This window comes from Microterricola viridarii, assembly GCF_900104895.1.
GTDB lineage: Bacteria > Actinomycetota > Actinomycetes > Actinomycetales > Microbacteriaceae > Microterricola > Microterricola viridarii.
The window spans coordinates 2,903,607-2,921,805 of record NZ_LT629742.1; the positions used below are offsets into that span (position 1 = coordinate 2,903,607).

Annotated in this window: 17 protein-coding genes; 6 read left to right on the plus strand and 11 right to left on the minus strand. The window is 70.2% G+C overall.

Annotated elements, in window-relative coordinates; translation table 11 throughout:
- Positions 1-15 precede the first annotated feature (15 nt).
- Genes BLT62_RS13325 through pdhA form a run of 3 tightly spaced genes read right to left on the minus strand, consistent with a single transcriptional unit; the run spans position 16 to position 3,766 of the window.
- Entirely contained in the window at positions 16-1,548 is a 1,533-nt protein-coding gene (locus BLT62_RS13325) for a dihydrolipoamide acetyltransferase family protein (RefSeq protein WP_083364500.1), read from the minus strand.
- A complete protein-coding gene (locus BLT62_RS13330) occupies positions 1,545-2,582 on the minus strand; it encodes an alpha-ketoacid dehydrogenase subunit beta (RefSeq protein ID WP_083364501.1) in 1,038 nt (345 codons plus the stop codon). The genes BLT62_RS13325 and BLT62_RS13330 overlap by 4 nt, the downstream gene beginning before the upstream one ends.
- Positions 2,579-3,766: a pyruvate dehydrogenase (acetyl-transferring) E1 component subunit alpha gene (gene pdhA, locus BLT62_RS13335; protein ID WP_083364502.1), complete on the minus strand. Its 1,188-nt coding sequence runs from the start codon at positions 3,764-3,766 to the stop codon at positions 2,579-2,581. The genes BLT62_RS13330 and pdhA overlap by 4 nt, the downstream gene beginning before the upstream one ends.
- Positions 3,767-4,026: 260 nt before the next feature.
- Between pdhA and BLT62_RS13340 the strand changes: the two genes are divergently transcribed.
- Positions 4,027-4,497, plus strand: a complete 471-nt coding sequence (locus BLT62_RS13340; RefSeq protein ID WP_083364503.1) for an Lrp/AsnC family transcriptional regulator — start codon at positions 4,027-4,029, stop codon at positions 4,495-4,497.
- Positions 4,498-4,565: 68 nt separating this feature from the next.
- Here BLT62_RS13340 and BLT62_RS13345 read toward each other — a convergent pair whose 3' ends face one another.
- Positions 4,566-6,866, minus strand: coding sequence for a polyribonucleotide nucleotidyltransferase (locus BLT62_RS13345; protein WP_083364504.1), 2,301 nt, complete (start codon positions 6,864-6,866; stop codon positions 4,566-4,568).
- Positions 6,867-7,208: 342 nt separating this feature from the next.
- Between BLT62_RS13345 and BLT62_RS13350 the strand changes: the two genes are divergently transcribed.
- Positions 7,209-7,400: a DUF5302 domain-containing protein gene (locus tag BLT62_RS13350; protein ID WP_083364505.1), complete on the plus strand. Its 192-nt coding sequence runs from the start codon at positions 7,209-7,211 to the stop codon at positions 7,398-7,400.
- Positions 7,401-7,561: 161 nt separating this feature from the next.
- Here BLT62_RS13350 and BLT62_RS13355 read toward each other — a convergent pair whose 3' ends face one another.
- The 4 genes from BLT62_RS13355 to BLT62_RS13370 form a co-directional block, all read right to left on the minus strand.
- Entirely contained in the window at positions 7,562-8,188 is a 627-nt protein-coding gene (locus tag BLT62_RS13355) for an FMN reductase (RefSeq protein ID WP_083364506.1), read from the minus strand.
- 2 nt (positions 8,189-8,190) lie between these two features.
- Positions 8,191-9,342 carry an LLM class flavin-dependent oxidoreductase gene (locus tag BLT62_RS13360; RefSeq protein ID WP_083364507.1) on the minus strand — a complete coding sequence of 384 codons (1,152 nt, stop codon included), beginning with the start codon at positions 9,340-9,342 and terminating at the stop codon, positions 8,191-8,193.
- Between the two features lie 172 nt (positions 9,343-9,514).
- The gene (locus BLT62_RS13365; protein WP_197675138.1) at positions 9,515-10,444 is read right to left on the minus strand and encodes an NADP-dependent oxidoreductase; all 930 of its coding nucleotides are present in this window, start codon (positions 10,442-10,444) and stop codon (positions 9,515-9,517) included.
- Positions 10,441-11,973 (minus strand): amino acid permease, encoded by a 1,533-nt coding sequence (locus BLT62_RS13370; RefSeq protein ID WP_083364509.1) that lies wholly within the window; start codon positions 11,971-11,973, stop codon positions 10,441-10,443. The genes BLT62_RS13365 and BLT62_RS13370 overlap by 4 nt, the downstream gene beginning before the upstream one ends.
- Positions 11,974-12,131: 158 nt before the next feature.
- Between BLT62_RS13370 and BLT62_RS13375 the strand changes: the two genes are divergently transcribed.
- Positions 12,132-12,551, plus strand: a complete 420-nt coding sequence (locus BLT62_RS13375) for a VOC family protein (protein ID WP_083364510.1) — start codon at positions 12,132-12,134, stop codon at positions 12,549-12,551.
- 224 nt (positions 12,552-12,775) lie between these two features.
- Here the strand turns inward: BLT62_RS13375 and BLT62_RS13380 are convergent, their stop codons facing one another.
- From BLT62_RS13380 to rpsO, 3 genes are all read right to left on the minus strand, one after another.
- Complete coding sequence (locus BLT62_RS13380) at positions 12,776-13,678, minus strand: LLM class flavin-dependent oxidoreductase (RefSeq protein WP_083364511.1); 903 nt, start codon at positions 13,676-13,678, stop codon at positions 12,776-12,778.
- Between the two features lie 105 nt (positions 13,679-13,783).
- Positions 13,784-13,936: a hypothetical protein gene (locus tag BLT62_RS17890; protein ID WP_172829581.1), complete on the minus strand. Its 153-nt coding sequence runs from the start codon at positions 13,934-13,936 to the stop codon at positions 13,784-13,786.
- 223 nt (positions 13,937-14,159) lie between these two features.
- A complete protein-coding gene (gene rpsO / locus BLT62_RS13385; protein WP_083364512.1) occupies positions 14,160-14,429 on the minus strand; it encodes a 30S ribosomal protein S15 in 270 nt (89 codons plus the stop codon).
- Positions 14,430-14,689: 260 nt separating this feature from the next.
- On the opposite strand from rpsO, the gene BLT62_RS13390 reads away from it, so the two are divergent.
- From BLT62_RS13390 to BLT62_RS13400, 3 genes are read left to right on the plus strand one after another with little or no spacing between them, the layout of a single operon-like run.
- A complete protein-coding gene (locus BLT62_RS13390; protein ID WP_083364513.1) occupies positions 14,690-15,481 on the plus strand; it encodes a succinate dehydrogenase cytochrome b subunit in 792 nt (263 codons plus the stop codon).
- Positions 15,478-17,448 carry a fumarate reductase/succinate dehydrogenase flavoprotein subunit gene (locus tag BLT62_RS13395; RefSeq protein WP_083364514.1) on the plus strand — a complete coding sequence of 657 codons (1,971 nt, stop codon included), beginning with the start codon at positions 15,478-15,480 and terminating at the stop codon, positions 17,446-17,448. Before BLT62_RS13390 ends, BLT62_RS13395 begins: the two co-directional genes overlap by 4 nt.
- Entirely contained in the window at positions 17,445-18,194 is a 750-nt protein-coding gene (locus tag BLT62_RS13400) for a succinate dehydrogenase/fumarate reductase iron-sulfur subunit (RefSeq protein ID WP_083364515.1), read from the plus strand. The genes BLT62_RS13395 and BLT62_RS13400 overlap by 4 nt, the downstream gene beginning before the upstream one ends.
- Positions 18,195-18,199 lie beyond the last annotated feature (5 nt).

Consider the following 18,199-nt stretch of genomic DNA (forward strand, 5'->3'; position numbering starts at 1 on the left):
ATAGTCAGTGCGGGTTCACAGCATGCCGAGAACACGGCCGGGATTGTTCAGGATCGCCCCGACGTCGCGCAGGAAGTGGGCGCCCTGCTCGCCGTCGACGACGCGGTGGTCGAAGCTGAGGCTGAGGGTGACCACATCGCGGAGGGCGATCTGCCCCTGCCACTCCCTGGGCTCCCGGCGCACTGCGCCGAGGGCCAGGATGCCGGTCTGTCCCGGGGGGAGGATGGGGGTGCCCGCATCGATGCCGAAGACGCCGATGTTGCTGATGCTGAAGGTGCCGCCGCGGAGGGCTGCCGGCGTCGTCGTTCCCGCCCGGGCCGCCGCGCCCGCGTCGGCGATGGCCTCGGCGAGCCCGTCCAGGCCGAGCGCCTGCGCGTCGGCGATGACCGGCACGATCAGGCCGCGCGCCGTGGCGGCGGCGATGCCGAGGTGCACGGCGCGGTAGAGCACGATCTCCTGGGCGTCCTCGTCCCAGTGGGCGTTGAGCTCCGGAGTGCGGCGCAGGGCGATGCAGACGGCCTGCGCGACGAGGGCGAGGATGCCGGGGCGGGCGGCTCCCGGCGGGAGGCCCCTGCCCCACCCCGCCTTCAGCTCCTCGAGCAGCTCCAGGCTGCGGGAGACGTCGACGGTGAGGAAGCAGCTCACGTGCGGCGCGGTGAACGCGCTCTGCACCATGGCCGCCGCGGTGTGCTTGCGCACCCCGTGGATCGGGATGCGGGTCTCCGCCTGCTCGGGCGTTCCGGCCGCGGCCGGGCCCGACCCGGCGCCCCGGTCTGCGGGTGCGCCTGTCGGCGTGGCTGCGGATGCCGCCCCGCCGGATGCCGCCGGCCCGGCCGCGCCCGGGCCGGATTGGCCCTCGAAACGCCCGGCGAAGGCCGCCTCGACGTCGGCGCGGGTGATGGCGCCGCCCTCGCCGCTGCCCGCCAGCTGCTCCAGGTCGATGCCGAGCTCGTGCGCGAGCTTGCGCACGGGCGGGGTGGAGCGCGCCCGCTCCGCGTCGTTGCTGCGGAACACGCCGTCGGCGCTGACGATGGGGATCGCCTCCGTCTCCAGGCGGCGCCTGGCCCGGCGCACCGGTCCGCCGCCCGGCTCGCTCGGCGCGCCGTAGCCGACGAGGTTCTCCGGCTGCGGGTCGCCGGTGGCGGTGGCGTCGTCGGTGGCGTCGTTGGTGGCGTCGTTGGCTGGCCCCGCGCCGTTCCGCACAGCCTCGCCGGTCCCGCTCACGGAGATGGGCATCGTGGGCTCGCCGTCTGCGGCATCCGACCCGCCATCCTTCAGTCCGCCGTCCCCGACCCCGTCGGGAGCCGCCACCTCGACGTCGAGCAGCGGCTGGCCGACGTTGACGGTGACGCCCGCTTCGGCGTAGATGCGGGAGATGATGCCGGCATAGGGCGCCGGCAGCTCGACGATGGCCTTGGCCGTCTCCACCTCGGCGATGATCTGGTTGAGGGTGACGGTGTCGCCGACCGCGATGCGCCAGCTCACCACCTCGGACTCGGTGAGCCCCTCGCCGAGGTCGGGCAGCAGGAAGGTGCGGATCTCGCTCACCGGGCCACCTCCCCGCCCCGCGCCGGAGCGGTGGGTATCGCGGCGGCGCCGAGCCGGCCGAGCGCCCGGTCGACGCCGTCGAGGATTCGGTCCAGGTCTGGCAGGTAGTGCCGCTCCAGTTTGGCCGGCGGGTAGGGCACGCCGAAACCCGTCACCCGCACCGGGGCGTGCTCGAGGTAGTCGAAGCAGCGCTCGGTCAGGCTGGCCACGATCTCGGCGCCCAGGCCGCCGAAGCCCGGCGCCTCGTGGGTGACGACGAGGCGACCCGTCTTCTGCACGGAGGCCGCCAGCGTGTCCAGGTCGAGGGGGGCGAGGCTCCGCAGGTCGATGACCTCGATGGAGATGCCCTCGGCGCGGGCCGCCGTGGCGGCATCCGTCGCCGTCGCCACCAACGGCCCGTAGGCGAGCAGGGTGACGTCGCTGCCGGCCACGACAACGTGCGCCCCGCCCATCGGCGCGGCGTCGGCGAGTGGCCGCTCCACGTCGACCTCGCCCTTGACGTGGTAGCGCCGCTTCGGCTCGAAGAACAGCACCGGGTCGGGGCAGGCGATGGCCTGCTGGATCATGGTGAACGCGTCCTGCGGGGTGGACGGGCTGATGACGCGGAGTCCCGGCGTGTGCGCGAAGTACGCCTCCGGCGACTCGGAGTGGTGCTCGGCGGAGCCGATGCCGCCGCCGAACGGCACCCGGATGGTGATCGGCAGGGTGACCGCGCCCCGGGTGCGGGCGTGGGTGCGGGAGACCTGGCTGACGATCTGGTCGAAGGCCGGGTAGATGAAGCCGTCGAACTGGATCTCGACGACAGGCCGGTACCCGCGGTAGCCGAGGCCGACGGCGGTGCCGAGGATGCCGGACTCGGCGAGCGGGGTGTCGACGACGCGGCGCGGCCCGAACTCGGCCTGCAGCCCGTCGGTCACCCGGTACACGCCGCCGAGGGCGCCGATGTCCTCGCCCATCAGCAGGGTCTTCTGGTCGGCGGCGAGGGCGGCGCGCAGCCCGGCGTTGATGGCGCCGGCCAGTGTCATCACGGTCATCGCGCGCCTCCCGCCTGGCCGGCCTGCTGCGGCTGCCCTGGCGCTGCGGGCTCCTCGAACTGCGACAGGTAGCGGAGGTAGTCCGCCCGCTCGCGGGCGAGCCCGGTGTGCGGCTCGGCGTAGACGTGGTCGAAGAGCTCCATCGGGTCCGGGTCGGGGATGGCGATGGTCTCGGCGCGCACCTCGGCGGCGGCGGCATCCGTGGCCTCCGCCACCTGCTGCTCGAACTCCGCGGTGAACGCGCCCTGGCCGCGCAGGAACGCCTCCACCCTGGCCAGCGGGTCACGGCCGGCCCAGAGCTCCAGCTCGGCCGGGTCGCGGTACTTGCGGGGGTCGTCGGCCGTCGTGTGCGGGCCCATCCGGTAGGTGACGGCCTCGATGAAGCTGGGCCCGCCGCCGGTGCGCGCCCGGTCCAGGGCGATGCGGGTGGCGGCCAGCACCGCGAGAACGTCGTTTCCGTCGACGCGCATGCTGGGGATGCCGAACCCGGGCGCCCGGTCGGCGATCGGCCGGCTCGCCTGCAGCCCGACCGGCTCGGAGATCGCCCAGTGGTTGTTCTGGCAGAAGAACACGACGGGGGCCTGGAAGCTGGCGGCGAACACCATTGCCTCGTTCACATCGCCCTGGCTGGTGGCCCCGTCGCCGAAGTAGGCCACGGCCGCGGCGTCGGCGCCGTCGTTCTGGATTCCGAGCGCGTAGCCGGTCGCGTGCAGCGTCTGCGCACCGATGATGACCTGCAGCGGGGCCATGTGCGCCTCGAAGGGGTCCCAGCCGGAGGCGGTGACGCCCCGCCACACCCGGTTGAGCTGGGACGGGCGCACCCCGCGCGCCCACACCACGCCCATCTCGCGGTAGCTGGAGAAGACGAAGTCGTCGCTGCGCAGCGCCCGCGCCGAGCCGATCTGGGCGGCCTCCTGGCCGAGGAGCGGCGGCCAGAGGGCGATCTGGCCCTGGCGCTGCAGGGCGGTGCCCTCCGCGTCCAGCCGGCGGATGATCGCCATGTCCTGGTACAGCGCGCCGATGGCCGCGGCGTCCAGCTCGGCGACCCAGGGGTCCAGCTCGGCGTTCGGCAGCCGCTCGCCGTTCGGGGCGAGCAGCCGGGCCAGGCTCGCCTGCTCGGTGGCATCCGTCTGTGTTGAGGATTCGCGGCCAGCAAAGTGGGCCGGTGTTTGAGTCTGCAGCATGACGCGCACTCCGTTCGGTCACGGTCTGGAACGCACGGGCTTGTGGCCGGTGCGAGCCTCCCCGGCCACACTGCCGGAGATACCGCGACCCTACGCGTGGGGCACAGCAAGCACAATCGATCGGATTTTGACCGTGCAATCTGCACTAGAAAGCACGTGAACAGTTCACAAATGCGCACGGCGCCGCGTTCCGCCGACTCTTCTGCATCGTCCCGCGCTGCGCCCTATTGTTCGCACCGGGCTCCTGCTACTGTCTGGCCATGAACACCGTCGACGGCACAGACAAGCAGCTCCTCCAGGCGCTCAGCGCCGAACCGCGCAGCACCTTCGTCGCGCTCGCCGATCGGCTGGGCGTCTCGCGCAACACGGTGCAGGCGCGGATGAACAGGCTGGAGCATTCCCGCGTCTTCCTGCCGTTCGATCGCTGCATCAACCCGGCCGCCCTCGGCTACCCGCTGACCGCGTTCATCGAGGTGAACCTGCAGCAGCGCCAGATCGGCGCGATCATCGCCCAACTGGCCCGCATCCCGCAGGTCTTGGAGGCGCACGGCATGAGCGGGCAGGCCGACCTGCTGGTGCGGGTGGTCTGCTCCGACGCCGAGGACCTGTTCCACATCGACGCGACGATCCTGGCGATCGACGGTGTCGAGCGCACCGCCACCTCGCTCTCGATGAGCGAGCTGATCCCGTACCGGGTGGCGCCGCTCATCGAGGGGGACGGCGGCGCCTGACGCGTGAAACGACGGATGCCCGCCTCCACTGGGGAGACGGGCATCCGTGTGCGACAGGGTGCGACTGCTTATTCGGCAGCGCCCTCTGCGGGGGCCTCGGAGTGCGCGGCCTCGTGGCCACGGCCTTCGCTGTCAGCGGCCTCGTCGACGACGACAGGCTCGAGCGAGAGCTTGCCGCGGTCGTCGATCTTGGTGATCGCGACGAGGATCTTCTGGCCGACGCCGAGCACGTCTTCGACGTTCTCGACGCGCTTGCCACCGGCGAGCTTGCGCACCTCGGAGATGTGCAGCAGGCCGTCCTTGCCCGGGAGCAGCGAGACGAATGCACCGAAGGTGGCGATCTTCACGACGGTTCCGAGGAACTGCTCGCCAACCTCGGGGTTGGTCGGGTTCGCGATGGCGTTGACCTGGGCACGAGCGGCCTCGGCCGAGGGGCCGTCGACGGCGCCGATGTACACGGTGCCGTCTTCCTCGATCGAGATGTCGGCGCCGGTCTCGTCCTGGATGGCGTTGATCGTCTTGCCCTTCGGGCCGATCAGCTCGCCGATCTTGTCGACGGGGATCTGCACGCTGATCACGCGGGGCGCGGTCGGTGCCATCTCGTCGGGGGCGTCGATCGCGGCGTTCAGAACGCTGAGGATCGTGTCGCGGGCATCCTTCGCCTGCGTCAGCGCGGCCTTCAGCACGGAGGCGGGGATGCCGTCGAGCTTGGTGTCGAGCTGGATCGCGGTGACGAACTCGCTGGTGCCGGCAACCTTGAAGTCCATGTCGCCGAGTGCGTCTTCCGCACCGAGGATGTCGGTCAGTGCCGCGTAGCGGGTCTGGCCGTCGACGGTGTCGGAGATGAGGCCCATGGCGATACCGGCGACGGGGGCCTTGAGGGGCACACCGGCGTTCAGCAGCGACAGGGTCGAGGCGCAGACGGAGCCCATCGAGGTCGAGCCGTTGGAGCTGAGAGCCTCAGACACCTGGCGGATCGCGTAGGGGAACTCCTCGCGGGTCGGCAGAACCGGGACGAGGGCGCGCTCGGCGAGTGCGCCGTGCCCGATCTCGCGACGCTTCGGCGAACCAACACGGCCGGTCTCACCGGTCGAGTAGGGCGGGAAGTTGTAGTTGTGCATGTAGCGCTTCTTGGTGACCGGGCTCAGCGAGTCGATCGACTGCTCGAGCTTCAGCATGTTCAGCGTGGTGACACCCAGGATCTGGGTCTCGCCGCGCTGGAAGATGGCGCTGCCGTGGACGCGAGGGATGACAGCAACCTCGGCGTCGAGCGGGCGGATGTCGGCCAGGCCGCGTCCGTCGATGCGGACACCCTCGTTGAGCACACGGGTGCGCACGACGTTCTTGGTGACCGACTTGTAGGCGGCGCCCACCTGGTTGTTGGCGGAAGCGTCGAGCTCGCCGGCCTCAACCTTGGCGGCGATGGCCTCCTTGACGCGGCCCTTGAGCTCGTCGTCGGCATCCTGACGCGCGACCTTGTCGGCGATCTGGTAGACGGCCTTGAGCTCCTCGTGGGCGAGGGCCGAGACGGCCTCGTACACGGCGTCGGCGTAGGGCGGGAACAGCTTGAAGTCGGCGGTCGGCTTGGAGGCACGGGCCGCGACGGAGGCCTGGGCCTCGACGAGCTGCTTGATGAACGGCTTGGACGCCTCGATGCCCTCGGCGATGACCTGCTCGTTCGGCTTGATGGCGCCGCCCTGGATCAGGTCCCAGGCGTTGTCGGTGGCCTCGGCCTCGATCATCATGATCGCGACGTCGTCGTTGCCAGCGGCATCCGTGACAACGCGGCCGGCGACGACCATGCTGAACACGGCGTCGGCGAGCTGCGAGTGCTTCGGGAAGGCGACCCACTGGCCGGAGCCAGCGCCGTCGGGGATGAGGGCGACGCGCACGCCACCGATCGGGCCGGAGAACGGCAGACCGGCGATCTGGGTCGACATCGAGGCCGCGTTGATCGCGAGCACGTCGTAGAGCTCGTCGGGCTCGATGGCCAGAACGGTCACGACGACCTGGATCTCGTTGCGGAGGCCGTCGACGAACGACGGGCGCAGCGGCCGGTCGATCAGGCGGCAGGTGAGGATCGCCTCGGTGGAGGGGCGGCCCTCGCGACGGAAGAAGGAGCCCGGGATGCGGCCCGCGGCGTACATGCGCTCTTCGACGTCGATGGTGAGGGGGAAGAAGTCGAAGTTGTCCTTCGGCTGCTTGCTGACGGAGGTCGCCGAGAGAAGCATGGTCTCTTCGTCGATGTAAGCGGCTGCAGAGCCCTGAGCCTGCTGAGCGAGACGGCCGGTCTCGAAGCGGATGGTGCGCGTTCCGAACTTGCCGTTGTCGATAACGGTTTCGGCGAACGTGATTTCTGGACCTTCCAAGAGGTCTATCTCCTTTGTTTAGCCTCGCTCGCCCGTGTGGCGCGCGAGTAGAACATCGGAGCAGGGGAACAGACAGATTTCAGCGCATCGCGATTCTCGTGAAGAAAAGCGGCGTGCTTGCACTGGCCACCAGTAGAAATACGCCGTGCGCTGCGAACAGGGTGTCGCGCTCGGAATACCACCACAGGGGACCAGCATCCTGCCAGCCTGCTCCGTTGGTGCTCTATTCAGTTGTCATGCCCTGCGCCCTGGGGCACAAGACATCCGCGCTCACTCTAGCAGAGCGGCCTGTCCAGGCCCCGGATGCCGCGGATCTGGCGCGCTCCGTGGCAGAATGTTCGCATGAGTTCCGAAGAAGAGAACGCCCTCAGCGCAGCTGAAGAGACCAAGCGCAAGTTCCGCGAGGCACTGGAGCGCAAGCAGAACGCCGCCAGCCGAGGCAAGGGCGAGTCCCACCTCGACGGCAAGGGCGCGGCGAACCGCTCCCAGGGTTCCGCGGCGCACCAGCGCGAGTTCCGCCGCAAGAGCGGCTAGCCCGCGCCCGACGCACAACGACGATGCCCCCGCACTCCACTGGAGTGCGGGGGCATCTGTGTGTTGGCGTCGCATCCGCCCGACGCCAGGTGGTGGGCCTCCGCGCCACATCATGTGGCGCGGAGGGCGCCGAAGTGGCGCAGGGCGGACGCCGGGTGCCGCTAGCTGGGCTGGAAGCCGCCGACGCCGCTCATCACGGAGTCGAAGCCGAACGGGTCGCGCAGCTGGCTGCTGCGGTCGGAGTCCTTCACCAGCGCGGCCAGCTCGCCGGCCGCCCGCTGGATGCGGTTCGGCAGCGTCTTGACCGAGTCGGCGCTCTCGCCCCAGTCCCCCGTCGCCGCGAACACGCCGGTCGGTGCGACCACCGCGTGCAGGTAGGTGAACATCGGGCGCACCGCGTAGTCCAGTGCGAGCGAGTGCCGCGGCGTGCCGGCCGTGGCCCCGATCACGACGGGCATGTCGGTGAGCGCCTGGTTGTCGATCACGTCGAAGAACGACTTGAACAGGCCGCTGTAGCTGGTGGTGAAGATCGGGGTGACGGCGATCAGGCCGTCGGCCCCGGTCACCGCCTCGATCACGGACTCGAGCTTGGGGCTCGGGAACCCGGTCAGCATGTTGTTCATGATGTCGCCGGCCACGTCGCGCAGTTCGACGGTGGTGACCTCCACCTCGAAGCCCTGCTCGCGCAGGCGCGACTCGGTCGCCGCGGCCAGGTGGTCGGCGAGCATGCGGGTGGATGACGGCTGGCTCAGGCCGGCCGAGATGACGGCCAGTTTGCGCACGGTCATGGCTAGGCCCCCTTCGTGGCGCTCAGGCCGAAGGCCGAGCCGGGGGCGGCCGCCACGGCATCCGGGGCCGCGGCCGCTGCCGCGTTCTTGGCGGCCAGCAGCGAGGCGTGTGTCGGCGCCTCGGGCACGCCGGGCGCGCGGCGGGCGTCGAACTCGCGGCGGAGCGTAGGCAGCACCTCGCTGCCGAGCAGGTCGAGCTGCTCGAGCACGGTCTTCAGCGGCAGGCCGGCGTGGTCCATCAGGAACAGCTGGCGCTGGTAGTCGCCGACGTAGTCGCGGAAGCCGAGCGTCTTGTCGATGATCTCCTGCGGGCTGCCGACGGTCAGCGGCGTCTGCTCGGTGAACTCCTCCAGGCTCGGGCCGTGGCCGTACACCGGCGCGTTGTCGAAGTACGGGCGGAACGCGGCCTTGGCCTCCTGCGAGGTCTTGCCGATGAAGATCTGCCCGCCGAGCCCGACGATCGCCTGGTCGGCGCTGCCGTGGCCGTGGTGCTCGAAGCGCTGGCGGTAGAACGCCACCATCTTCTGGGTGTGGGATGCCGGCCAGAAGATGTGGTTGGCGAAGAAGCCGTCGCCGTAGAAGGCGGCCTGCTCGGCGATCTCCGGGCTGCGGATGGAACCGTGCCACACGAACGGCGGCACGTCGTCCAGCGGCCGCGGGGTGGACTGGAAGCCCTGCAGCGGGGTGCGGAACTGGCCGCTCCAGTCGACGAAGTCCTCACGCCAGAGGCGGCGGAGCAGGGCGTAGTTCTCGAGCGCGAGCTCGATGCCCTGGCGGATGTCCTTGCCGAACCACGGGTAGACCGGGCCGGTGTTGCCGCGACCGAGGGTCAGGTCGACGCGACCGTCGGCCAGGTGCTGCAGCATCGCGAAGTCCTCGGCGATCTTCACCGGGTCGTTCGTGGTGATCAGCGTGGTCGCGGTGGAGAGGTGCAGGGTGCTGGTCTGGGCCGCGATCGCGGCGAGCGTGGTCGTCGGCGAGGAGGACCAGAACGGCGGGTTGTGGTGCTCACCGAGCGCGAAGACGTCGAGGCCGACCTCCTCGGCGTGCTTGGCGATGGCGACGGTGGCCTTGATCCGCTCGTTCTCACTCGGCGTCTTGCCGGTGGTCGGGTCCTGCGTGATGTCACTGACGGTGAAGAGTCCGAACTGCATGGCGAACGCCCGCTCCTTCTCTCGCTGCTGCGAGCCTGGTTCTGGTGAATACTGCAATTATTCCATGCGTTTGCATGTAAATGAGACAACGGATGCCGAGCCCGCGCTATTCCCGCGAATTCGACATCCGTTTCCCCTGGTTCGGAGGGCGGCAATCGGCCGCGCTCAGACACTACTCGGTGACGAGCACGATCTTGCCGCGCAGGTGCCCGGACTGCAGCCGGGCGTAGGCCTCGCGCACCTGCTCGAGCGGGTACCGGGCCTCAATCGGGAAGTCCACATCGCCGGCCGCGATGAGCTGGCCGAGCTCGGCCAACTCCGCCCGCCCCGCCGCGGCCCCGCCGACGGTCGCCACGCCGTGCTGGGCGGCGAATGGCCGGTCGGCGATGGTGTTGATGCGGCTCGGGTCGACGCCCAGGTCCAGCCCCGCCTGGATCGATGCCGCCCCGTGATGGTCGAGGACAACGGTGACGCCGTTCGGCGCGAGCGCGCGAACGCGCTTGACGAGGCCGTCGCCGTAGAGCACGGGAGTCGCGCCGAGCGAGCGCAGGTAGGCATGGTTCTCGCGGCTGGCGGTGCCGATGACGGTTGCGCCGGCGCGCCGGGCCAGCTGCACGGCCAGCACCCCGACCCCACCGGCGGCCGCCGTGACGAGCACGGTGTCGGCCGCCGTCAGATTCTGGCTGGCCACCTCGGCCCAGGCGGTGCGGCCCACGATGTCCAGCGCGCCCGCCTGTTCCCAACCGAGCCCGGCGGGCTTGGCCACGAGGATGTCGGGGTCGGCAATCAGGTAGTCGGCCTGGGCGTAGAAGCGGCGCCCGCCGTACACCTCGTCGCCGACACTCCAACGGGTGACTCCCTCACCGACCTCGTCGATCACCCCGGAGAAGTCGTTGCCGTTCCCCGACGGCAGGTCCGCGAGGTGGTACGCGGCGGCGACGGGAGGATAGAGCGCGATCTTCCAGTCGACCGGGTTGAGGCCGGCTGCCTTCACCCGCACCCGCACCTGCCCGGCGGAGGCGTGCGGCTCGGGCACCTCGAGCACGTCGAAGACCTGCGTGGCGGGGCCGAAGGCGCTGAACATGACCGCTCGAGACATCATTCCTCCTGATCGGGTGCGCGCCGACCGCCGGCCGACGTGTCGGCGGCCTGCTGCTCGGCGGCCTGCTGCCGCCCGAGCACCGAGTGCCTCCGACTGTACGCGAAGTAGACGATCAGGCCGAGGGCCAGCCAGACGAGGAAGCGCACCCAGGTCAGCGTGGTCAGGTTGAGCATCAGCCAGACGCAGAGCGCGGCGGAGAGGATCGGCAGCACCGGCGACCACGGCACCTTGTAGGCGCGCGGCAGGTCGGGGCGCTTGCGGCGCAGCACCACGACGGCGATGCTCACCAGCACGAAGGCGGAGAGCGTGCCGATGTTGATCATCTCCTCGAGCACGCCGATGTCGGTGAGGCCGGCGAGCAGCGCGACGAGCACACCCACCAGGATCTGCACCCGGGCGGGGGTGTGCCGGGTGTCGGAGGTGCGGCTCATCCACTGCGGCAGCAGGCCGTCACGGCTCATCGCGAAGAGCACGCGGGCCAGGCCGAGCAGCAGCACCATGATCACGGTGGTGAGGCCGGCGAGGATGCCGATGGAGATCACCTGCGCGGCCCAGCCGGCGCCGACGGCGACGAAGGCCGTCGCGAGGCTGGGCTCGGCGGCATCCGCCAGCACCCGGTAGGAGACCATTCCGGTCAGCACCAGGCTGACGGCGATGTAGAGCACGCTGACGATGGCGAGGCCGCCGAAGATGCCGCGCGGCAGGGTGCGCTGGGGGTCTTTCACCTCCTCGGCGGAGGTGGCGACGACGTCGAAGCCGATGAAGGCGAAGAAGACGAGCGAGGCTCCGGCGAGCAGCCCGAAGACGCCGTATTGGGCGGGGGCTGCGCCCGTCGCGAAGGAGAACAGCGACTGCGCCCAGACGTCACCCTCGCCCGGCGCGGCGGGCACGGCCGGCGGGATGAACGGCGTGTAGTTGGCCGGGTTGACGTAGAAGGCACCGACGATGATGACGAACAGCACGATCGCCACCTTGATGATGGTGAACACGGCGCCGACCCGGGAGCTCAGCTTGGTGCCGAGCACGAGCAGGGTGGTGAAGATCGCGACGATGAGGAACGGGCCCCAGCTGACCTCGAGGCCGGCCACGTCGATGGTTGCCGGCACGTCCCAGTTCCACAGCTCGAACACGCCGCTCAGGTAGATGCCCCAGTACTTGGCGATGACGGCCCCGGCGGTGAGCATCTCGAGGATCAGGTCCCAGCCGATGATCCAGGCGAGCAGCTCGCCGAGGGTGGCGTAGGTATAGGTGTACGCGGAGCCGGCGACGGGGATCGTCGAGGCGAACTCGGCGTAACACATGATCGCCAGCGCGCAGGTGACGGCGGCGAGCACGAAGGCGAGCGTCACCGACGGGCCGGCATAGCTGCCGGCGGCCTTCGCCCCGACCGAGAAGATGCCCGCGCCGACCGCGACGGCGACACCCATGATCACAAGGTCGAAGGTGCCGAGCGTGCGGGTCAGACTGCGGTGCTCCAGGTGCGAGTCGGCCAGCGAGGCCTCAATGCTCTTGGTGCGCCAGATCGACATGCAGCCGAGATTACTCCGCAGCCGCCCCAATGCAGAGATTTTCTCAGGATTGCGCGCCGCGGCATCCCGTGGTCGAGGAAAAGGGGCTTGCGGATGCCGGCACGGCGCGGCAGCCTGAGGGGAATTGTGCTCCCCAACCTCAGAAAGCGAGCCGAGCAATGCCCTCCTCGATCTTCGTCAACCTCGCCGTGAACGACCTGCAGCGCTCCCGTGATTTCTACACCGCGCTGGGGTACACCATCAACGAGAACTTCTCGGACGACAACGCGATCTGCGTCGTGCTGAGCGACGCCATCTACGCGATGCTGCTGAAGCCGGACTTCTTCAAGACGTTCACCACGAAGGAGCTGATCGACGCACAGAACAGCATCCAGGTGCTGAACGCGCTGGACGAGCCGAGCCGGGAGGCGGTCGACGCCCACCTGGGCAAGGCACTTGCCGCCGGCGGCACCGAGACCCGGGACGCACAGGACATGGGCTTCATGTACAGCCGCGCCTACGCCGACCCGGACGGCCACGTCTGGGAGATCCTCTGGATGGACCCGGCCGCCGCCCAGGACGGCCCGCCCGACATGTAGGGCACCGTTCCCTCCGTTGGCTCGAGGGAGCTTGCGACCGAAGCCAACCCCGCGCCTTCCCGTTGACTCGAGGGAGCTTGCGACCGAAGCCAACCCCGCGCCTTCCCGTTGGTCGAGTAGGCCCGCCAGGGCCGTATCGAGACCCGATTCCAGCGCGAAACTGCGCCAGGGCAGAGGTCTCGATACGCTCGTTCCTCGCTACTCGACCAACGGGTGACGCCGGATCAGCGGAGCGCAGCCAGCCGGCTCGCGGCCTCCTCGAGCACGGACTCCGAGCCGGCGTAGATCCCCTCTGGCCGCGGCCAGTGCACCATGACGTCGGTGAAGCCGAGCTCTCTCGCCCGGCCCACGCTGTCCTCGAACGCGCCGACGCTCTCGAGTGCGAACTGCCCGCCGGAGTCCAGCGACAGGCTGCGGCCGAAGCCGGCCGGGTCGACGCCGTCGGCGGCCAGCTGCGCGTCCAGGCGCGCGCCGAGCGCGGCGACGCCCTGCCACCATTCCTCCCCGACGACGCCGTCCGGCCCGGTGGTGACCCAGCCCTGCCCGAGTCGGGTGGCAAGCCGCATGCTGCGCGGCCCGTTCGCCGCCATCAGGAACGGCGTGCGCGGGTGCTGCGGAGGCGCGCCCACCATGCGCGCGCCGGCGGCCGCGAAGTGCTCGCCGGCGAAGGAGATGCCGCCCGCGGCATCCGGCTCGCTCGCGCCCTCCTCGCCGCGGAGCAGCACGTCGAGCCCCTCGGCGAACTCCTCGAAGCGGTCGAAGCGCTGCCGGGCCGTGAGCGGCTCTTGCCCGAGCACGACGGAGTCGAAGCCGGTGCCGCCGGAGCCGAGCCCCAGCACGAGTCGCCCTCCGGAGATCTGGTCGAGCGTGGCGACGTCCTTGGCGAACGGCACCGGGTGCCGGTAGTTCGGCGAGGCGACGAAGGTGCCGAGCCCGATGCGGCCGGTCACCATCGCGGCGGCCGTCAGCGTGGGGATGGTGGCGTGCCAGCGCTCCCCCGCGAGGCTCCGCCAGGACAGGTGGTCGTAGGTCCAGGCGTGGTCGAAGCCGAGCTGCTCTGCGCCGCGCCAGTAGCGGGCGGCTTCCGGCCAGTCGAATTGGGGCAGGATGACGATTCCGAAGCGCATGCGCCGAGCCTAGACGCTCGAGCGCGGGCGCGCCGCAGCCCGCGCGCCCGGGCACGCGAAAGGCCCCGCTCGAAACGAACGGGGCCCTGGCGCGCGGCTCTCGGCCTACTTGCCGAAGAGGCGTGAGAAGAAGCCGGGCTCCTTCGGGTCGTTCTCGTGGCCCTGGCAGCGGTCGGCGCGCGCGACGCCGCGCATCACCGAGTCGACGTGCTGGCCGCATCCGGCCCACGTCGTCTTGCCGCACTTCCTACACTTCACTGCACTGCACACGCGAAACAACCTTCTGTCGATCAACTGTTGGGGATACCCGGTGGGTATATAAATACCCTAGGGGTATCCGGCTGGGAGTTTGCCCCGCCGAGTGTCGGCAGCCTCGACCAACGGGTGGGCCGGGCACGCAAAACGGGCCGCCACCCGAAGGTGACGGCCCGTTTCGTAAGAAGTTCGCGTAATCAGCGAAGATCTCCCGTTTCGGCTGCGACTAGCGGCGCAGTCCGAGACGCTCGATGAGCGAGCGGTAACGGTTGATGTCGACGTCGGAGAGGTATCCGAGCAGACGACGACGCTGGCCGACCAGGAGGAGCAGGCCACGACGCGAGTGGTGGTCGTGCTTGTGCTCCTTGAGGTGCTCCGTCAGGTCCTTGATGCGACGCGTGAGCATTGCAATCTGAACCTCGGGGGATCCGGTGTCACCGGGGTGGGTCGCGTACTCTTCGATGATCGCCTTCTTGACATTAGCTTCGAGTGCCATAGAGGAATCCCCTTTTCTCTTTGTTGCGCGGTGCCCGGGGCCGGATGCCTGGGCTCTCTTTATCCGCGGCCGTTCAGACGGCAACCTCCAAAGTTTAGCAGAGTAAGCCCCGCGCTCCGTCCCGGTCTCCCGCGCACGCCAGGCAGCCGGTCAATTTGGCCGCGACTCTTCAGTTGCGCCACCGTGCCGGACTATCGTGAAGCTGTCACTCCCCCGCCGCCGGAGTCGGGGTCCAGGCACGTTCGCGAGCGGGGGCACGGATGTCGAGCACGGCACACACCAGCCAGAACACGAGCCAGCGCGCGCCCCAGGGCAGGGCGCAGGGCAGTTCGCAGGGCAGCGGCCGCCGGGCTGCTCCCCCACGACGACGGCCGTTCCTCTCCACCTTTACGCTCAAGGTGATCATGGCCGTGACCGGCCTGGTCTTCGCCGGCTTCGTGCTCGTGCACATGATCGGCAACCTCAAGGTCTACCAGGGCGCGGAGCACTTCAACGCCTACGCCGTCTGGCTGCGCACGCTGCTCGAGCCGCTCGTCCCCTATGCCGGTGTGCTCTGGGCGCTCCGCATCGTGCTGATCGTCTGCCTCGTCGGCCACGTCGGCGCGGCGGCGATGCTGGTGGCGCGTGCCCGGGCAGCGCGCGGGCCGTTCCGCCGCAAGCGGCTGCCGATGCGCTCCTTCCTGGCCCGCACGATGCCGGTGACCGGCGTGGTGCTGCTGCTCTTCGTGATCTTCCACCTGCTCGACCTGACCACCGGCACACCGCCCGCGGCGAGCGCCTCTTTCGAGCACGGCACGGAGGAGACCAGCCACGCCTACGAGAACCTCATCGCCAGCTTCCAGCGGCCAGAGGTCGCGCTGTTCTACGCCCTCGCCATGATCCTGCTCGGCATGCACCTCGCGCACGGCCTGTGGACGGCCGCCCACGACCTGGGCGCGACCGGCAGGCGGCTGCGCGCCATCGCCGTCGCGGTGGCCGGCATCCTCGCGATCGCCATCATGCTGGGCAACATCTCCATTCCGTTCGCCGTTCTGCTGGGGGTCGTGCAATGAGTGCAGTCTTCGACAGTGCAGCAATCAATATCGACGCCCTGCGAGACCTCGGCGGGGTGATCGACGGCGGCGCGCCGGCCGGCGACCCGGCCCGGGCGTGGGCCGACCGCAAGCTGCACTACAAGCTGGTGTCGCCGCTGAACCGCCGCAAGTTCGACGTGATCGTCGTCGGCACGGGCCTGGCCGGCGCCGCCTGCGCCGCCGCGCTCGGCGAGCTGGGCTACAACGTGCACGCGTTCACCTTCCACGACGCGCCCCGGCGGGCGCACAGCGTGGCCGCGCAGGGCGGCATCAACGCGGCCCGCGGGCGCAAGGTCGACAATGACTCGCTCGCCCGCTTCGTCAAGGACACCGTCAAGGGCGGCGACTTCCGCGCCCGGGAGGCCGACTGCTGGCGCCTGGCCGAGGAGAGCGTGCGCGTCATCGACCACATGGAGGCCGTCGGCGCTCCCTTCGCCCGGGAGTACGGCGGCCAGCTGGCCACCCGCTCCTTCGGCGGAGTGCAGGTCAGCCGCACCTATTACACCCGCGGGCAGACCGGCCAGCAGCTGCAGGTGGCGGCGTCCCAGGCGCTGCTCCGCCAGGTGGCTGCCGGCACCGTCACCCTGCACACCCGCAGCGAGATGCTCGACCTCATCGTCGCGGACGGCCGGGCGCAGGGCATCGTCGTGCGCGACTTGACGACGGGCGAGATCTGGGCGCAGACCGGGCACGCCGTCGTGCTGGCCACCGGCGGCTACGGCAACGTGTTCTTCAAGTCGACGCTGGCGAAGAACTCCAACGTGACGGCCGCTTTCCGCGCGCACAAGCGCGGCGCGCTCTTCGCCTCCCCCTCCTTCATCCAGTTCCACCCGACCGCGCTGCCGCTCAGCTCCGAGTGGCAGTCCAAGACGATCCTGATGAGCGAGTCGCTGCGCAACGACGGCCGGATCTGGGTGCCGAGCGCCCCCGGCGACACCCGGCTGGCCAACGACATCCCGGAGGCCGAGCGCGACTACTACCTGGAGCGGCGCTACCCCGCCTTCGGCAACCTGACCCCGCGGGATGTCGCCTCCCGCGCCGCCCGCGATGAGATCGACGCCGGGCGCGGCGTCGGCCCGCTGAAAAACGGCGTCTACCTGGACTTCCGCGACTCCCTCGCCCGGCTCGGCCGCAAGGTGATCGAGGAGCGCTACGGCAACCTGTTCGAGATGTACACGGATGCCACGGGCGAGAACCCGCTCGAGGTGCCGATGCGGATCGCCCCGGGCGCCCACTTCTCGATGGGCGGGCTGTGGACCGACTACGACGCGATGGCGTCGATCCCCGGCCTGTTCGTCGGCGGGGAGGCCGGCTGGGCGTACCACGGGGCCAACCGGCTGGGCGCGAACTCGCTGCTCTCCGCCTGCGTGGACGGCTGGTTCACGCTGCCCTACGCGGTGCCGAACTACCTGGCCCCGCTGCTCGGGCAGGCAGCGCTCTCCCCCGATGACCCCGCCGTGGTGGGCACGGTTGCCGAGGCGCGCGGCGTCGTGGACGCCTTCGCCGCCTCATCCGGCAGCCAGGGCCCCGACCGCTTCCACCGCCGCCTCGGCGAGATCCTGTACACGCACTGCGGGGTCAGCCGCACCGCAGAGGGGCTCAGAGAGGGCATCCGACTCATCCGGGAGCTGCGGGCCGAGTTCCAGACCGACCTGCGGGTCGCCGGCAGCCCGGACGGCTTCAACCAGGAGCTGGAGCGGGCCGGCCGGGTCGCCGATTTCCTCGACCTGGCCGAGCTGATGTGCATCGACGCCCTCGACCGGGAGGAGTCCTGCGGGGCGCACTTCCGGTTGGAGCACCAGTTGAGCGACGGCGAGGCGGCGCGCGACGACGCCCACTGGTCGTTCGTCTCGGCCTGGCAGCACGGCGCCAGACCGACCCGCCACCACGAACCGTTGCACTTCGAATCGGTGATGCCGGAGACAAGGAACTACAAGTCATCATGAGACTCACACTGAAGATCTGGCGGCAGCGTTCCGGCGAGGAGAGCGGCCGGTTCGAGAGCTACGAGTTGGACGGCGCAGGCGCGGAGTTCACCCTGCTGGAGGCCCTGGACAAGCTCAACGACACCATCGTCGCGGCCGGCGGCGAGCCGGTCGCCTTCGACTCCGACTGCCGGGAGGGCATCTGCGGCAGCTGCGGGGTGACCGTGGACGGGGTGCCACACGGTCCCGTCGCCAACACCCCCTCCTGCCGGCAGCACCTGCGCAGCTTCGCCGACGGCGGCACCGTCACCCTGGAGCCGTTCCGCTCGGCCGCCTACCCGGTCGTGAAAGACCTGGTCGTTGACCGCTCCGCCCTGGACCGGGTGATCGAGGCGGGCGGCTTCGTCTCGATTGATGCGGGCACGGCCCCGGATGCCGACAGCCACCAGGCCAGCCACGAGACCGTCGAGGCGGCGCTCGACTTCGCCGCCTGCATCGGCTGTGGCGCCTGTGTCGCCGCCTGCCCGAACGGCTCGGCGAACCTGTTCACCGGGTCCAAGCTCGTGCACCTCTCCCTGCTGCCGACGACGCAGGAGGAGCGCGGCAAGCGGGCCGGCGCGATGATCGGCGCCATGGAGGAGGAGTTCGGGCCGTGCTCCGTCTACGGCGAGTGCGTGCAGGTGTGCCCGGCCGGCATCCCACTCGCCGCCATCGCCGGGCTGAACAAGGAGAAGCTGCGCGCGGTGCTGCGCGGCAAGGACAACTAGCCCGC

Coding starts and splice junctions, on each gene's coding strand:
- BLT62_RS13360 (WP_083364507.1), bottom strand. CDS start 9,342: ATGCAGTTCGGACTCTTCACCGTCAGTGACATCACGCAGGACCCGACC.
- BLT62_RS13350 (WP_083364505.1), top strand. CDS start 7,209: ATGAGTTCCGAAGAAGAGAACGCCCTCAGCGCAGCTGAAGAGACCAAG.
- BLT62_RS13400 (WP_083364515.1), top strand. CDS start 17,445: ATGAGACTCACACTGAAGATCTGGCGGCAGCGTTCCGGCGAGGAGAGC.
- pdhA (WP_083364502.1), bottom strand. CDS start 3,766: ATGCTGCAGACTCAAACACCGGCCCACTTTGCTGGCCGCGAATCCTCA.
- BLT62_RS13390 (WP_083364513.1), top strand. CDS start 14,690: ATGTCGAGCACGGCACACACCAGCCAGAACACGAGCCAGCGCGCGCCC.
- BLT62_RS13380 (WP_083364511.1), bottom strand. CDS start 13,678: ATGCGCTTCGGAATCGTCATCCTGCCCCAATTCGACTGGCCGGAAGCC.
- BLT62_RS13375 (WP_083364510.1), top strand. CDS start 12,132: ATGCCCTCCTCGATCTTCGTCAACCTCGCCGTGAACGACCTGCAGCGC.
- BLT62_RS13395 (WP_083364514.1), top strand. CDS start 15,478: ATGAGTGCAGTCTTCGACAGTGCAGCAATCAATATCGACGCCCTGCGA.
- BLT62_RS13365 (WP_197675138.1), bottom strand. CDS start 10,444: ATGATGTCTCGAGCGGTCATGTTCAGCGCCTTCGGCCCCGCCACGCAG.
- rpsO (WP_083364512.1), bottom strand. CDS start 14,429: ATGGCACTCGAAGCTAATGTCAAGAAGGCGATCATCGAAGAGTACGCG.
- BLT62_RS13370 (WP_083364509.1), bottom strand. CDS start 11,973: ATGTCGATCTGGCGCACCAAGAGCATTGAGGCCTCGCTGGCCGACTCG.
- BLT62_RS13340 (WP_083364503.1), top strand. CDS start 4,027: ATGAACACCGTCGACGGCACAGACAAGCAGCTCCTCCAGGCGCTCAGC.
- BLT62_RS13330 (WP_083364501.1), bottom strand. CDS start 2,582: ATGACCGTGATGACACTGGCCGGCGCCATCAACGCCGGGCTGCGCGCC.
- BLT62_RS13355 (WP_083364506.1), bottom strand. CDS start 8,188: ATGACCGTGCGCAAACTGGCCGTCATCTCGGCCGGCCTGAGCCAGCCG.